This window comes from Caulobacter sp. SSI4214, assembly GCF_012184455.1.
GTDB lineage: Bacteria > Pseudomonadota > Alphaproteobacteria > Caulobacterales > Caulobacteraceae > Caulobacter > Caulobacter vibrioides_E.
Genome location: NZ_SZWJ01000054.1, coordinates 1 through 15,108 on the forward strand (window position 1 = coordinate 1; position 15,108 = coordinate 15,108).

Below are 15,108 nucleotides of genomic sequence, written 5' to 3' on the forward strand. Positions count from 1 at the left end.
GACGGCGCGGTCGCGGTGAGAGGCCGCTTCGTCGCGCCCGAAGAGGCCGTGCAGTCGATCAATGGCGCGGATGTCGTGTTCGTCCGTACTCGGAATGGCTTCGAGCTCCGCCCGGTGCGGGTCGGCCGTCGCGGCGCCGGCCAGGTGGAGATCGTCTCGGGCGTGCGGGCCGGCGAACGGATCGCCGGCAAGGGCGCCTTTCTGCTGAAGGCCGAACTCGGCAAGGGGGAGGCCCGTCATGAGGACTAACGCGCGCGGGACCCCAGGCGGGGAGGGCGTCCGATGATCGGCCGCATTCTCGACCTTTCGGTCCGCTTCCGCTGGGCCGTCATCGCCCTGGTCGCGCTGGTCGCCGCCCTGGGCGTCCACAACCTCGCGCGCCTGCCGATCGACGCGGTTCCCGACATCACCAACAAGCAGGTGCAGATCAACACCGTCGCCGGGACCCTGGCGCCCGCCGAGGTGGAGAAGCTCGTCACCTTTCCGGTGGAGACGGCGATGGCCGGCGTCCCGGGCCTGGAGTCGACCCGCTCGATCTCGCGCAACGGCTTCTCGCAGGTCACCGTCGTCTTCAAGGAGAAGACCGATATCTATTTCGCGCGCCAGCAGGTGGCCGAGCGTCTCACCCAGGTCCGCCAAAGCCTGCCGGCCGGCGTCGAGCCCGCCATGGGGCCGATCTCGTCCGGACTGGGCGAAGTGCTGATGTGGACGGTGGCCTTCGAGCATCCGGGCGGCAAGGGCGCCAAGCGCCAGGACGGCGCGCCGGGCTGGCAAACCGACGGCGCCTACCTGACGACGACCGGCGAGCGACTGGCCGACCCCACCGCCCAGGCGGCCTATCTGCGCGAGGTGCAGGACTGGATCGTGCGACCGGGGATGCGCGCGGTTCCGGGCGTGGCCGGGGTCGACTCCATCGGCGGCTTCGACAAGCAGTTCGTGGTCCAGCCGGATCCGATCCGCATGGCGTCCCTGGGCGTGTCGTTCGGCGATCTGGCCAAGGGGCTCGAGGCGGCCAATCTGGCGGTCGGCGCCGGTTTCGTCGAACGGGGCGGGGAGGCGTTCCTGGTCCGGGCCGACGCCCGCGTGCGAACGGTCGACGAGATCGCCAACGCCATCGTCGCCGCGCGCGAGGGCGTGTCGGTCCGCGTGCGCGACGTGGCCGTCGTCAAGGTCGGCGGCGGCTTGCGTAGCGGTGCGGCGTCCGAGAACGGCGAGGAGGTGGTGGTCGGCACGGCGCTGATGCGGACCGGCGAGAACAGCCGCGCCGTCGCCGTCGCCTCGGCGGAGCAGTTGACGCGGATCGCCAAGCGCTTGCCGCCAGGGATCAAGCTCCAGATCACCTACGATCGTTCAAAGCTGGTCGGCGCGACCATCAGGACCGTCGAGAAGAACCTGACCGAGGGCGCGCTGCTGGTGGTCGTGGTGCTGTTCCTGCTGCTCGGGAACTTCCGCGCCGCCTTGATCACCGCGCTGGTCATCCCGCTCTCCATGCTGATGACGGCCATCGGCATGAACAGGCTGGGCGTCTCGGGCAATCTGATGAGCCTGGGGGCCCTGGACTTCGGCCTGATCGTCGACGGCGCGGTGATCATCGTCGAGAACGCCCTGCGTCGCCTGGCCGAGCGCCAGGGCCACGAAGGCCGCCTTCTGACCCTGCCCGAGCGGCTTTCGGAAACCCGGGAGGCGGCCCGCGAGATGATCGCGCCGACCGTCTACGGCCAGGGGATCATCCTCTTGGTCTACGCGCCGCTGCTGACCTTCACCGGCGTCGAGGGCAAGACCTTCTCGCCGATGGCGATCACGGTGATGCTGGCCCTGGCCAGCGCCTTCGCGCTGTCGCTGACCTTCATTCCCGCCATGATCGCGCTGCTGATCCGGGGGCGGGTCGCCGAGAGGGAGGTCGCGCCGGTCCGCTGGGCCAAGGCCCGCTACGAGCCCCTGTTGCGCAAGGTCGTGGCCCGTCCGCTGCCGGTGATCCTGGCCTCGGTGGGGGTCTTCGTCGCCGCCGTGGCGACCTTCGCCCTGCTGGGTCGCGAATTCACGCCGCAACTCGACGAGAAGGACCTGGCCATCCAGGCCCTGCGCATTCCGTCGACCTCGCTGGAGCAGTCGCTGCGAATGCAGCGGCGCATCGAGCGGGTGATCGCGGGCTTTCCGGAAGTGGCCTTCGTCTATTCCAAGACCGGCGCTTCCGAGGTGGCCAGCGATCCGATGCCGCCCAACGCCTCGGACGCCTTCGTCATCCTCAAGGCGCGGAAGGACTGGCCGGACAGGCGCGAGACCAAGGCCCAACTGATCGGCCGCATCGAGGCCAAGCTGGAAGATCTTACCGGCAACGCCTACGAGTTCAGCCAGCCGATCCAGATGCGCTTCAACGAGCTGATCGCCGGCGTCCGGGGCGATGTCGCCGTCAAGGTCCATGGCGACGACCTGGACGTCATGGCCAAGGCCGCCGAGGAGATCGCCGCGGTGCTGCGCGGGGTCAAGGGGGCGGCGGACGTCAAGGTCGAGCAGACCTCGGGCTTCCCGACCCTGGACGTCCAGCTGGATCGCGAGGCGATCGGCCGCCACGGCCTGACGGTCGAGGCGGTCGCCGACACCCTGGCCGTGGCCATGGGCGGTCGCCAGGCCGGTCTCGTCTTCCAGGGCGACCGCCGGTTCGACATCGTGGTGCGCCTGCCGGACGCCAGCCGAAACGACCTCGACGCGGTCGGCGCCCTGCCGGTCATTCCGCCGGGCGGGGGCGGAACGCGCGCCGCGATCCCGCTGCGCGACCTGGCCAAGTTCTCGTATTCGGAGGGCCTCAATCAGGTCGGCCGCGAGAACGGCAAGCGGCGCGTGGTCGTGCAGGCCAACGTTCGGGGCGCCGATCTGGGCGGCTTTGTCGACGAGGCCCGGCGCGAGGTCGAGGCGCGGGTCAAGCTGCCGCCCGGCTCCTGGCTGGTCTGGGGCGGGCAGTTCGAGAACCTGAAGGCCGCCCAGGCGCGCCTGGCGCTGGTCGCGCCGCTCTGTTTCCTGCTGATCTTCGGGCTGTTGTTCATGGCCCTGGGCGGCGCCGCGCCGGCCGCGGCGGTGTTCTCGGCGATCCCGCTGGCCCTGGCCGGCGGCGTGTTCGGCCTGGCCCTGAGAGGCCTTCCGTTCTCGGTGTCGGCCGCCGTCGGCTTCATCGCGCTGTCGGGCGTGGCGGTGCTGAACGGCCTGGTCATGATGACCGCCATCCGGCGGCGACTGTCGGCCGGCGTGACGCCGGAGACGGCGATCATCGAGGGGGCCGTGGAGCGTCTGCGGCCCGTGATGATGACCGGCCTCGTCGCCTCTCTGGGCTTCGCGCCCATGGCCCTGGCCACCGGCGCCGGCGCGGAGGTCCAGCGTCCGCTGGCCACCGTCGTCATCGGCGGACTGATCACCGCCACGGCCCTGACCCTGTTCGTCCTGCCGGCCATCTGCCGCTTCCTGCCGCGCGGGAAGACGCCGGCCTGAGCGAAGGCTCGCCTCAAAGAAAAGCCCTTCCGGCGCGGGCCGGAAGGGCGAGTTGAGGGGAAGCGTGTGGAACGTGTTCGGGCGGAAGCCGCCGCCCGAACGCGTTTCGCGTTAAGTCGAGATCAGTAGGCGTAGGCCACGCGCAGGATGAAGTTGCGGCCCGGCTCCATGTAGTCTTTCTGATAGGACGGGTTCTTGCCCTTGGTCGTGTAGTAGCGGTGCCCATCCAGGATGTTCTGCACGTCGAAGTCGACGGTCAGGCCGCGACGGATGTTGTAGCGGGTGTGCAGATCCAGCGACTTGTTGGGCTGAACCCACTTGTCGACCGCGTTGTCGCGCGTGTCTTCGATGTAGGCCCCTTGATACTGGTAGCTCAGCTTGGCCTCGATGCCGTACTTCTGATAGGTCAGCGAGGTGTTGTAGATCAGGTCCGGCGCCTGGATGAACGAGATCGGGTGGCCGCGACGATAGTCCAGGCCGGTCTCGGCCGACGAGGTCTGGGCGGTGACGTTGGCCTCGACGCCGAAGCCGTCGAACGGCGCGCCCAGCCCCTCGAACGACTTGATCAGGTTCAGCTCCACCCCGGTCAGGGTCGCCTTCTCGCCGTTTTGCGGCTGGGTGATGGTGATCGTGCCGTTCTTGGTGTCGGCGTTCACCGAGCGGCCGTTGGTGAAGATGAAGTGCTTGATCTTCTTATGGAAGACGCCGACGGACACCAGGCTGGAACGGTCCGGATAGTATTCGGCCGACAGGTCGAAGTTCAGCGACTCGCCGGGCTTGAGGTCCGGATTGCCGCGGCTGATGGCGATGATCTCCTTGGTCGCCGGATCGCGGGTCACGCTCTCGCCGCGCGAGATGTTGGCGTATTCCGGCCGCGAGAAGCTGGTCCAGATCGCGCCGCGATAGACGAGTTTCAGACCCTGGCGATAGACGGCGGTGACGCTGGGCAGGACGTTGGTGTAGTCGCGGTTGGTCTTGCCGAAGCCGGACGTCGTACCGTCGTTGATCCAGGTGGTGGTCTCGACCTTGGTGTGTTCGACGCGGGCGCCGCCGATCACTTCCAGATCCCCCGACCGGACATGGGCCAGGGCGTAACCGGCATAGATGGTTTCCGAGCCCTTCTTGTCGTCGCTGTTCAGGTCCGCGGTCGAATACGACACCGGATGGGCGGCGCGCGCGGCGTCCAGCGCAGCGATCACCCGGTCCCGGCTCATGATCGAGCCGTAGTAGTAGCGGTCGGTGAACAGGCCGCTGACCTGACGCTCGACCAGGCCAGACGCCGCCAGCGACTTTCCGTTCAGCGCGGTGCCGGACAGGTCGCCTTCCCAGATCGGCGTGGAGTCATATTCGCGCTCCGACTTCAGATACTTGAAGCCGCCCTTCACGTAGTCGATCAGCCCGTTCAGCTCGTAGCGGGCGTCCACCTTCAGCGCGGTGCGGGCGTCGGACTGCTTGTTCTTGTTCATCGACGCGCCGTCGAACGGCAGCAGGTCGTCGCGATGGTCGACATTGGCGGCGTAGGCCGGAAGCTGCGCCTGAGGGAAGCGCGGATCGGCCGACGACCACAGGATGCCGGTCGAGGTGAACATCGGATCGGTCGAGCATTTGTCACAGTTGTAGCCGATGCCGTAATAGAGCGGCGTGCCCTTCTCGCCGTAGGAATAGCTGAGGTCGTAGTCGAGGGTCAGGCGCTCGAAGCGGCTGTGGCCGCCCGCGTTGATCGTGTAGAGCGACGAGTCCTGGTCCTGGGTTTCGAAGGTGCGGGCGAACTGGAAGGCCTTGGGGTTCCAGACGCCCGAACGGCCAAATAGCGACCAGTACGACTTGCTCGACTTGCGGTCGGCGTCGGTGATGAGGCCGTCTTTGTCCGCGTCGACGATCTGGGCCACGGTGTAGCCGTAGATGTTGCCCTTCACCGGGTCCTTGCCGATGATCATCTGCTCGGGCTGAAGCAGGGTCGTGTCGTCCAGATTGACCTGGGTCAGGCGCGCGGTCGTGCGGCTGCGCTCGTCGGTATAGTCGTTGACGCCCTTGCGGTTCAGCTTGGCGTACTGGCCGCGAACATAGAACTCGTGATGATCGACGTGATAGTCGATCGAGAAGTTGCCGCCATAGCGCTTCTGTTCGCCGCGGCGGAAGTCGAGGTCGATGCCGGGCAGGTACATCGAGCGGCTGTCGATGGCCTCGGTCGAGTTCTTGCGCCAGTGGTAGGGCTCCCACTCGCCGTCGTTCTCGGTCTCTTCGTTGGTGTAGTGGCTCTTGCCGTAATAGACCGAGCCGAACAGGCCCAGGCGGTCGTCGGCGAACTTGCGGGCGACGTCGATCTGGATCTGGCCGCTGCCGGCCGGCTCGTTGTCCTTCTGGGCGCGGTCATTGAGGCCGTAGGAGGCGAAGACCCGCAGAGTCGGCTTGCGGAAGTCGAAGGCGGTCGGGGTGACGAAGTTGACCGCGCCGCCGATCGCGTCGCCGTCCAGGTCCGGCGTCAGGGTCTTGTAGACCGCGATCGCCTTCAGGCCGTTGGGCGGCAGAACCGTCATCGACATCTTGCGCGAGCTGGAGTCGGTCAGCGCCACGCGGGTGCCGTTGATCGAATAGGCGTTGTAGGTGCTGGCCAGGCCGCGAATGGAGACGTACTCGCCCTCGCCGGTTTCCTGGTTGACCACGACATTGACGCCGGGAATGCGGGCCAGGGCGTCGGCGACGTTGGCGTCGGGCAGCTTGCCCAGGTCGTCGGCGGAGATGACGTTGACGACGCCGGTCGCCTTCTTCTGCTCGTCGATCGAGTTGGCGGTCGACAGGCGCTGGCCGGTGATGACCAGCTCGCTGACGGCGTCGGCGGCGGGCTTGGCCGGGGCGTTCTGGGCTTGCTGATCGCCCGTCTGGGCATGGACGGCCGGCGCGAAGGCGAGCGCGAGGACGCTGGCGCCGGTCAGGGCCGCGAGCTTGAGGCGCGATGGCGGGTTGAACATGGTGACTCCGTTGATCTGTCCCGACGCCCGCCCCCCAAGGGCGCGCGCCTTCCCCTCCCGGCGGTGGGTCACCGTCGGGCAAAAAACGACCCGACACCCCTGTGAGAGGGCGTTCAGGCTTGAGCTGTGCGAGGCCGTATCCCGTCCGCGATGCGCTGTTCGTGAAGCCCCCTTTACGAACCGCGATCATAAAAAATGCGAATGAGACAATTTGATCTATACGAAAAAAGTATGAAGGCTTGTTGACGCCAGGAGGTTGTGAAAGGGCGCCGCGTCATGGGGCGCGGCCCCGAACCAGGAGGCGCGCGCGAAACTCAAGCGCGAGCGGCGGGCCGCTCGCGCTCTAAATTTCTGAATTCAGGCGGCCTTTAGAGCGTGATAGCCGAAAGTGTGAGCGGTTTCGGCGGTTATCACGCTCTAAATGTTTGATTTAGAGCCTTATTTTTCCGCTCGAATGATTCCATTCGAGCGGATAAGGCTCTAGGCGTTCAGCACCATCTTGCCGATGCCCGGGTCGGTGCGGCTGACCCGGCCGGTTTCGACGTGGCCGGCGAATTGTGCGCTCCAGCGTTTGTCGGCGTCGTGGGTCAGGCGGAAGGCGTACCAGTGATCGCTGGCGGACGGGTCCAGGATCAGCCGGACCTCGCCGCCGGGCGGCAGGGCCGCCGTCTCGGCGCCTTCGACGAACGCGAAGGGATAGGCCGGCTCGCCGGTCAGGGTCACGCTCAGGGGCTTGGCGCCGTCATTGCGAAGCTGAACGGCCAGGCCGCCGGTCCCGGTCTCGGAGACCGCCGCGGTCAGCCCGCCGGCCCGCTCGCGGTGGCCCCGGAACCGGCGATAGAAGCCGTTGGGGCCGTGCACGACGAGGTCGTAGTCGCGCACGTCTTCCATGGCGAACAGGTCGGCGACGTGCCGCTCGCCAGGCGTCAGCGTGTAGTGGCGCGGGGCGGCCGGCGCGTAGGCGGCGTAGTCGTGGAGGGTGAACACCGCCCCGACCTCGCCCTGGTTGACCAAGGTGACCCGGAAGCGGCCGTCGACGACGCCGCCGTCGGCCGCGAGGCGATAGGGCAGGGCTCGCGCCAGGCGGCGGGCCGGATCCTGAACGGCGGCGACCTGCGTGGCCGGGATCCGCAGGGTCGGCTGGCGCGCCGCGTGGGCGATCCGGTCGAGATAGTCGGCGGTGTCGGGCAGGCCCAGGCTATGCGTCTCGGCGTTGGGGGTCTTGAAGTCGAAACAGGCGGTCAGATCGCCCGCGACCGCGCGCCGCCAGGGCGAGATGTTCGGCTCGCGCACGCCGAAGCGCTTTTCCAGGAATATCAGCGTCGAGGTGTGGTCGAACAGCTGCGAGCAGACATAGCCGCCGCGCGTCCAGGGCGAGACGATGATCGCCGGCACCCGAATGCCCATGCCGATCGGCTGGACGCCGCGCACCATCGGGTGCGGGTGGTTCGAATAGTCCTTGAACTCCCCCGCGACGCTGACCCCGCTGTGGCCGCGGCTGGCGTCGGCGGGCGGCATCGGCGGCGGCATGTGGTCGTAGAAGCCGCCGGCCTCGTCATAGTTGATCATGAACACGGTCTTGGAGAACACCTCGGGGTGCTCGACCAGGGCCGCGATCAGCCGGGCGGTCAGGTGCTCGCCCGCGGCCGGCACGCCCTCGGGATGTTCGGACAGCGCCTGGGCGGTGACGATCCAGGACACCTGGGGCAGCTGGCCGCTGGCGATGTCGCGCCGAAACGCCTCGACCAGCTGCGTCCCGTCCGAGCGGCTGCGATCGGGCTCGGGCCGGCCCTCGGACACCCAGGCGCGGCCGCGACGATAGAGGTTCGAGTCCCTGGGGCAGGGCCGGTAGGGGGCGAACACCGAGAGGATGTTGTCGCAGTAGTTGTCGTATTCCTGATAGACCTTCCAGCTGACGCCGGCCTTTTCCAGCCGCTCGGGATAGGTCGTCCAGGCGTAGGGCGTGATCGGCTGGTCCGCCGCCATGTCGGCCCACGGGGTCTCGTCGTGGCCATAGTTGGTCATCACCGGATCGCCGCCCACCGCGCCGCCGCCATTGCAGCCGGTCATCATGTGCATCCGGTTCGGATAGGTCTGGGTCAGGGTCGAGCAGTGATAGGCGTCCAGCACCGTGAAGCTGGACGCCAGGGCGTGGTAGAAGGGCAGGTCGGCGGCCGTGTAGTAGGCCATGCGCCGGTCCATCTGCTTGGACTCGCCCCAATGATCGTAGCGCCCGCCGTTCACCAGCAGGGTGGCGGCGGTGTGATGCTGGTCGGCGCCGTCGACGACATAGGCGTTGGCGGTGCGGGAGTCGGCGTGGAACGGCTGGACGAAGCCGTCGGGGTGCTGGTCGCTGGGCTGGCGCCAGACGGTCTGGCCGTTCAGCAGCCGCAGCGGCCGGGGATCGCCAAAGCCGCGCACCCCGGGCAACGTGCCGAAATAGTGGTCGAACGCGCGGTTCTCCTGGGTGAGGATCACCACGTGTTCGACGTCGCGGATCGTGCCGGTGCGGTGGTGCGCCGGGGTGGCGAGCGCGCGGTTCAGCGTGGCGAGCGCGGCGACGCCGAGCCCCCCGGCGGCCGTCTTCAGAAAGGCGCGGCGATCAAACGACATGGTCATCGCTCTCCCGGGTTAGGGCGGGTTCAGATCAGGGCGGGGGCGGCCGCGCGCGGCGGCTGGGCGACGCGGCGGAACGTGTTGAAATGGAAGTGGAGCAGGGCCAGCAGGGTGGCGACGCCGACGACCAGGGCGACCAGGTAGCAGGCGCCGAGGAAGAAGCTCAGCCAGCTCAGCTTGACGCCCAGGCTCTTGACCAGCAGCAGCGCGACGCTGCCGCCATAGCCCGAGGCGTCGGTCAGATACATGAAGAAGGCGGCGTTGCCGGGAATGCCCATCGCGGCGGTCAGCCGGTCGGCCAGCACGGCGTTGAAGGGGATGTAGCCCATATAGACGCCGGCGCCGACGCCGATCATCCAGGTCATCGCGCCGATCCAGTGGAGCTGCAGGGCCAGGGTGGCGGCGGCGATCAGGGCCGCGCCGGCCAGGATCATGCAGAGATAGGCGATCACCGCCGTGCTGTTGCGGCGGATCCAGGCGGTCGCGCCGAACAGCGCCAGGATGAAGGCCGCGATCGGCAGCTCCGACAGGGTGAACAGCGCCGGATTGCCGTCGTAGCCCAGGCCATGCCACAGCTCGACGGCGAAGTTGTCGCGGAAATCCCGCAGCGCGGTCAGGGCCACATAGGCGACGATCAGCAGGGCCAGGCCGATGCCGGCGCGGGCCCAGAAGGCGCGCCGCTCGGCCTTGGGCATCGGTCCGCGCGGCATCCGCTCGGCCCGGTCGCGGGCGTCCGGCGGCGGGGTCTGGGACAGCAGCCAGACCGACAGCACCAGCAGCGGCAGGAACAGCGCGCCGGTCGCCGCCGGCATCCAGAACTCGGGAACGCCCCAGTTGTCGATCAGCGAGCGGCCGGCCGACTTCACGACGCCCGACGAGACGATGAAGCTGAGGCAGAGGCCGGTGCCGAGCCATTCGGAGCTGCGGCGCCCCTCGACATAGCCGAACACCAGGCCCCAGATCATGCCCAGCGGCAGGGCGCTGAAGAAGATCGCCACCACCTTCAGCGGGGCGGGCAGGATCGCGAACAGCACCAGCGAGACCTCGGAGGCGCCGATGAAGCCGAGGATCATCCAGGCGCGATCCTGGGGTCGGGCCTCGCTGATCATCTTGATGCCGATCGCCTTCGACAGCGCGTAGCCGATCACCTGGGCGACGACGATCGTCACCTTGAAGTCCAGCGCCGAATGCCAGCCGGGCGTCGCCGCGTAACTCGCCACCGCGAACGGCTTGCGGAACGCGTACATGCAGAAATAGGTGGTGAAGCTGGTCAGCAACGCATAGGCGGCCACCCAGGCCGGGCCCGCCCGGCTGAGCATCCGCGAGATTGGCGATGGCATGTCGGTGTCCCTGCTCGGTCCGCGGTCGCGGTCACGGGCGCGCGCCAGGCTTGGCGGCGACGCGCCCGCGACGTTGAATTGCGTTAGATTATGAAATCACATTCTCTATAACTAAAGAATATGATGCCATGATGACGCCGAGGGGCCGGCGCCTGGGTCAGGCCGCCTGGGTCAGGGCCGAGGTCAAGTGGCGGTCCAGGAAGGCTTCGATGGGGTCGGGGCGCGCGTGCTTGTCCTTGGCCAACTCGTCGATCCGGCGAAGGGCGACCGCCGCCTCGGCGTGGGGCTGGGCCAGGAAGGCCGCCTGTTCGTCGGCCGACATCAGGCCCCCCTGCAGCACCAGCGACAGCAGCGAGTCCCGCGACAGCGTCGACAGATAGCCGGGCGCGGCCGAGCAGAGGTAACGCTTGGCCGCGACATGCAGGCGGATCGGCGCGGCGACGGTCTCGGGGAAGCGCTCGGCCACCCAGTCGGCGCCCAGCTCCTCATGCCGGTCGTCGATGCCCGCCTCGGCGGGCGTCTCGCCCAGATCGTGCACCATGTGGCCGACGTCATGCAGCAGGCAGGCCATGACCATCGCCGACGACAGGCCCTGGGCCTCGGCGTGGGCGGCCGACTGCAGGGCGTGGGCCAGCTGGGTCATCTCATAAAGTCCGTAGGCGCGTTCGCCCAGGCCGAGATACAGGCCGCGAATTTCCTCTCGCAGCGCTTCCGAAGGCGACGACGTCATAATTTATACAAATCCAAATCGGGTTTTGATTTTGGATGTTTATATTTCGCCGGCGCCGCCAGCAAGCCCCAGAAACGCGCCCAGAGCGGGAATCTCGGCGCTTTCGCGCAGCGAGACGAGATAGACGCCGGCCGTGCGCCGGAAGCCGCGGATCGGCAGGGCCTTGAGGCGTCTGTCGCTGCCGGTTTCGCCCTCGAGAATGCAGGCGAAGCCGATCCCGCACGCGGCGGCTTCCTTGACCGCTTCGCGGCTCTCGAGCACGAGGGCGGTGGTCGGCGTCGCGCCGACCCAGGCCAGCGCCTGTTCGGTCAGCGCGCGGGTGACCGAGCCTTCCTCGCGCAGGATCAGCGACAGTCCGGCCAGCTCCTTGACGTCGATCGCCTCGCGCTGGGCGAAGGGGTGATCGGCGGGAACGACCAGGTTGAGCCCCTGTTCGCGCAGCAGATGGCAGGCCAGGCTGTTGTCGGGCTCCAGCATCGAGACCATCGCCACGTCGACCCGGCATTCGATCACGTCGCGGATCAGGGACTGGGTGTTGCCCAGCCGCGTGCCGATTTCGATGTCGGGATAGGTGCGGCGATATTCGGCGATCAGCGGCATCGTGAACGGCGGCGTGGAGAAGCCGATCACCAGGCGGCCGCGCTTGATGCCGCCGAACAGCCGGGCGGTGGCCTCGAAGTCGTTCATCCGGCTGATGACGAGGCGCGCGCGGGTATAAAGCTCGCGGCCGACATCGGTCAGGCTCTGGTCGTGAGACCGGCGGTTCAGCAGGCGCGCTCCGCACGCCTGTTCCAGCGCGTTGATCTGGTTGGAGATATTGGGCTGCGATACGCCCATCGCCGCGGCCGCGCGCGAGAAGGAGCCGTGATCGACCACGCCGACGAAGGCGCGCAGCGCGCCGATCGACAAACCGCTGCCCTCGCGACGACGGGAAGCGCGTTCGGAACGAGGGTCGTCGCCGGTCATCGCGAGCTCATAACCAAAATTGATGATGGGCTCTTTTAGTCGGTTCTGGGGGCGCGGCAACACCCGCGCCCCCAGGGTGTATTCGAGGTTTTCGCTAGAACGTCATCGACAGCGACAGCGCCGCCTGGCGGCCGGCGCGGACGATCTGTGGCACGGTCTCGGCGTCCCGGCCGACGGTGCGGTAGAAGCTATAGTTGTCGAGCAGGTTGCTGACCGTCGCCGCCAGACGGACCGACGGGGTCGGCAGATAGGCGAACGAGGCGTCCAGCGAACGGGTCGATTGCGTCCATTCGCTCATCAGCGCGCCGCCGGTGGTCCCGAACTTGTACTTGCTGAGCACGCGCCCGTTGAAGTGATAGGAGAGGCGCGCCTCGAACTTGTTCGGATTGAAGAAGATCGCGGCGTTGTAGAGCGTCCGGGGCGTGCCCGCCATCGGCTGGGTCGGGTCGGTGGTCGGGTCCAGCAGCCGCGCTTGCGAGCGCTGCAGCGTCACATTGCCGGCCACGCCCAGGGCCGACAGCGCGCCCGGCATGTCGCGGAAGCGGTACTCGCCGTCCAGCTCCAGGCCATAGACGTGGGCGCGGCCGCCGTTGACGGGCTTGCTGACCGTCGTGTCGTTGGTGACGATCGCCGGCGTGCTGCGATAGTCCGTGCCGCGATCGTACATGTAGTCGTTCATGTCCTTGTAGAAGGCCGCGACCGCGACGCGATAGACCGGCTGGGCCAGCTCCCACGACACGTCGTAGTTGGTCGAGGTCATCGGCCGGAGATTGGGGTTGCCCTCGGTGACCGAGAAGGTGCCGTCGGTATTGCGCTTGACCGTGCGCCCGCCGCCCAGTTGGAAGAAGGCCGGACGCGAATAGCTCCGCCAGATGGCCGCGCGGAAGACGCCGGCGTCGTCGCTCCGCAGCACCGCGTGCAGCGACGGCAGGAGCATGTGATAGGCGCTCCGGTTGGTCTGGAAGCCCGAGACCTGGCCGGCGCTATTGGCCTTCGACCAGAAACGGTTGTGGATGACCGTGTCCTCGTAGCGAACGCCCGGCTGGATCTCCAGCGCGCCCCACCGCATCCGGGTCAGCGCATAGGCGGCGGCGACGCTTTCATTGCCGGCCAGCACGTTCTTGTAGCGCGAGTCCGGCGACAGGGTGACCGCCGCGGCGGCGTTGGCCGCCAGCCGCGTCAGCTCCGCCGCGTCGCCGGTCGGCAGGGTGTAGGGGTAGCGGTCCTTGTCGGCGATCACCTGGCCGTTGAACAGGCTGCTGGTGGCCAGGGTCGCGTTCAGCGGCGCGAAGTCGATATTGGAGTAGTCGACATTGTCGCTGTCGCGGTCGCTGCGCGTGAACTTCGCGCCGGCCGCCACTTCCTTGAACAGGCCGTCGAGCGCGTAGGCGGCGTCGAACTTGCCGCCATAGACCTTCGCCGACGAGGTGGCGGCGGTGTATTCGCCGCTGCCGACCTGATAGGCGAACAGGCTGTTGTCGTTCAGCCGCGCCAGCTGGGCCGCGCTGAGCAGCGGGATCGGGTAGCGGTCGCGATAGGTCACCTGGAACGGACCGTTCAGGTCGTTGGCCGCGCCGGCCAGGAAGGTGATCTCGGCGTGGTCCGGGGCGGCGCTGAGGCCATAGCTGTAGAAGCCCGAGCCGCTGAGCTTCAGACGGCCAAGCCGCGTCTCGCCGCCCAACTGGACCGAGGAAAGCTGCGCGTTCGACGGCGCGGTCTCGAACCAGTAGTGATATTCGCCGTCGCTCTCGCCGTTCTGGTACAGCCCGTCCGGGCGCAGCACGGGGGCCGGATAGTTCCCGGCCTGAATGCCCTTCTGATAGATCTGCTGGGTGATGTCCGAGCGGGCGTGGGTCGCCTTGAGCCACAGGCTGGCGTTCTCGCCCTGCCAGTCCAGCGACAGCGCGCCGCCATAGCGCAGCTCCTCGCCGCGGCTGAACTGGGCGTTGACGCTCTTGAGGATCAGATTGTCCTGGCGGCTGAAGCCGTCCGGATTGGTTCCCTGCTTGCCGACCGACACCGCGTAGCCCCATTGCCCGCCTTGGAAGTCGAGCATGGTCGAGGCGAAGCGGCGCTTGCCGTAATAGGCCGTGGCGTAGACGCCGAACGCGTCGCCGGGGCCGAACTGGCGGGCGAATTCCGCCTGGCCCAGATAGGATCCGGCCGGCGCGTGATAATCATGGGCCAGCGGCGAGTAGCCGCCCTGTAGATAGACGCGGTTGTAGCGCTTGCCGAAATCGCGGGCGACCGGCGTCTGGAAGTCCAGCGTGCCGCCCACCGCGTCGCCGTCCATGTCGGCGGTCGAGGTCTTCGACACGGCGATCTGCTTGAGGCCGATCGGCGGCAGCAGGCCCAGCGAGATGTTGCGGCTGTAGGGCATCCCCTGGGCGGCGTTGGCGCCGTTCAGCAGGTTGACGTTGTACGACCCCGACAGCCCGCGGATCGACACGAAGTTGCTCGTGCCCCGCCCCGCGCCGTCGATCCCGCCGTGGTTGCCTTCCGACGGCGACAGGCCCTCGGTGGCGCTGACCGAGATGCCGGGCGTGCGGGCCAGGACGTCGACGACGTTGGTGTTGGGAGTGGCCAGCATCTCGGCGGCCGAGATGGTGGTCGTCTGGCTGACGTCGTTGGGCTTGTCGCGGCCGGCCTTCGCGCCGAGGACGACGACCTTGTCGACCTGATCGTCAGGGGCGTCGGCGGCCCAGGCGAGGGCGGGCAGGCAGGCGCTGGCCAGCAGCGTCAGCACGGCGAGCGAAGGGGCGGCGCATCGCTGCGCTTTGCCCGGGAAATAGGGCGGCATGAAGCGGTTCCTATCTGGTGAGAAGAAGGACGAGCGGAGGCAGGGCCGGAAGCGTCGGCTTCCGGCTAAAAATTGATATTAGTTATGACAACGAGAGTTCTATAATTACAGATTATGATGCTTTGTTGACAGCGAGGCCGCGAACCCGTGTCGAAAAGCGCGCCTGGGCGCGCGCCGGTGCCGGGCCGGCTTCGGCGTCCGTTCGCT

General features: G+C 67.8%; 7 protein-coding genes and 1 pseudogene. 2 read left to right on the forward strand and 6 right to left on the reverse strand.

What is annotated here, in order from left to right; all coding sequences use genetic code 11:
- A pseudogene (locus FCU40_RS15205) lies at window positions 1-249 on the forward strand (efflux RND transporter periplasmic adaptor subunit); the annotation flags it as partial.
- A gap of 33 nt (window positions 250-282) precedes the next feature.
- Window positions 283-3,480, forward strand: a complete 3,198-nt coding sequence (locus tag FCU40_RS15210) for a CusA/CzcA family heavy metal efflux RND transporter (RefSeq protein ID WP_168076031.1) — start codon at window positions 283-285, stop codon at window positions 3,478-3,480.
- Between the two features lie 122 nt (window positions 3,481-3,602).
- Here FCU40_RS15210 and FCU40_RS15215 read toward each other — a convergent pair whose 3' ends face one another.
- The 6 genes from FCU40_RS15215 to FCU40_RS15240 all read right to left on the reverse strand — a co-directional run bounded on the left by FCU40_RS15215 (window position 3,603) and on the right by FCU40_RS15240 (window position 14,901).
- A complete protein-coding gene (locus FCU40_RS15215) occupies window positions 3,603-6,449 on the reverse strand; it encodes a TonB-dependent receptor (protein ID WP_168076033.1) in 2,847 nt (948 codons plus the stop codon).
- A 480-nt stretch (window positions 6,450-6,929) separates the two neighbouring features.
- Window positions 6,930-9,062 carry a phospholipase C, phosphocholine-specific gene (locus FCU40_RS15220; protein ID WP_168076035.1) on the reverse strand — a complete coding sequence of 711 codons (2,133 nt, stop codon included), beginning with the start codon at window positions 9,060-9,062 and terminating at the stop codon, window positions 6,930-6,932.
- A 29-nt stretch (window positions 9,063-9,091) separates the two neighbouring features.
- Entirely contained in the window at window positions 9,092-10,405 is a 1,314-nt protein-coding gene (locus FCU40_RS15225) for a DUF5690 family protein (protein WP_004619895.1), read from the reverse strand.
- A gap of 157 nt (window positions 10,406-10,562) precedes the next feature.
- Window positions 10,563-11,135 carry an HD domain-containing protein gene (locus FCU40_RS15230; RefSeq protein ID WP_168076037.1) on the reverse strand — a complete coding sequence of 191 codons (573 nt, stop codon included), beginning with the start codon at window positions 11,133-11,135 and terminating at the stop codon, window positions 10,563-10,565.
- Between the two features lie 39 nt (window positions 11,136-11,174).
- Window positions 11,175-12,101 carry a LysR family transcriptional regulator gene (locus FCU40_RS15235; protein ID WP_168076039.1) on the reverse strand — a complete coding sequence of 309 codons (927 nt, stop codon included), beginning with the start codon at window positions 12,099-12,101 and terminating at the stop codon, window positions 11,175-11,177.
- Between the two features lie 94 nt (window positions 12,102-12,195).
- Window positions 12,196-14,901, reverse strand: coding sequence for a TonB-dependent receptor (locus FCU40_RS15240; RefSeq protein ID WP_168076041.1), 2,706 nt, complete (start codon window positions 14,899-14,901; stop codon window positions 12,196-12,198).
- Between the last annotated feature and the right edge of the window lie 207 nt (window positions 14,902-15,108).

Coding starts and splice junctions, on each gene's coding strand:
- FCU40_RS15210 (WP_168076031.1), top strand. CDS start 283: ATGATCGGCCGCATTCTCGACCTTTCGGTCCGCTTCCGCTGGGCCGTC.
- FCU40_RS15215 (WP_168076033.1), bottom strand. CDS start 6,449: ATGTTCAACCCGCCATCGCGCCTCAAGCTCGCGGCCCTGACCGGCGCC.
- FCU40_RS15220 (WP_168076035.1), bottom strand. CDS start 9,062: ATGTCGTTTGATCGCCGCGCCTTTCTGAAGACGGCCGCCGGGGGGCTC.
- FCU40_RS15225 (WP_004619895.1), bottom strand. CDS start 10,405: ATGCCATCGCCAATCTCGCGGATGCTCAGCCGGGCGGGCCCGGCCTGG.
- FCU40_RS15230 (WP_168076037.1), bottom strand. CDS start 11,135: ATGACGTCGTCGCCTTCGGAAGCGCTGCGAGAGGAAATTCGCGGCCTG.
- FCU40_RS15235 (WP_168076039.1), bottom strand. CDS start 12,101: ATGACCGGCGACGACCCTCGTTCCGAACGCGCTTCCCGTCGTCGCGAG.
- FCU40_RS15240 (WP_168076041.1), bottom strand. CDS start 14,901: ATGCCGCCCTATTTCCCGGGCAAAGCGCAGCGATGCGCCGCCCCTTCG.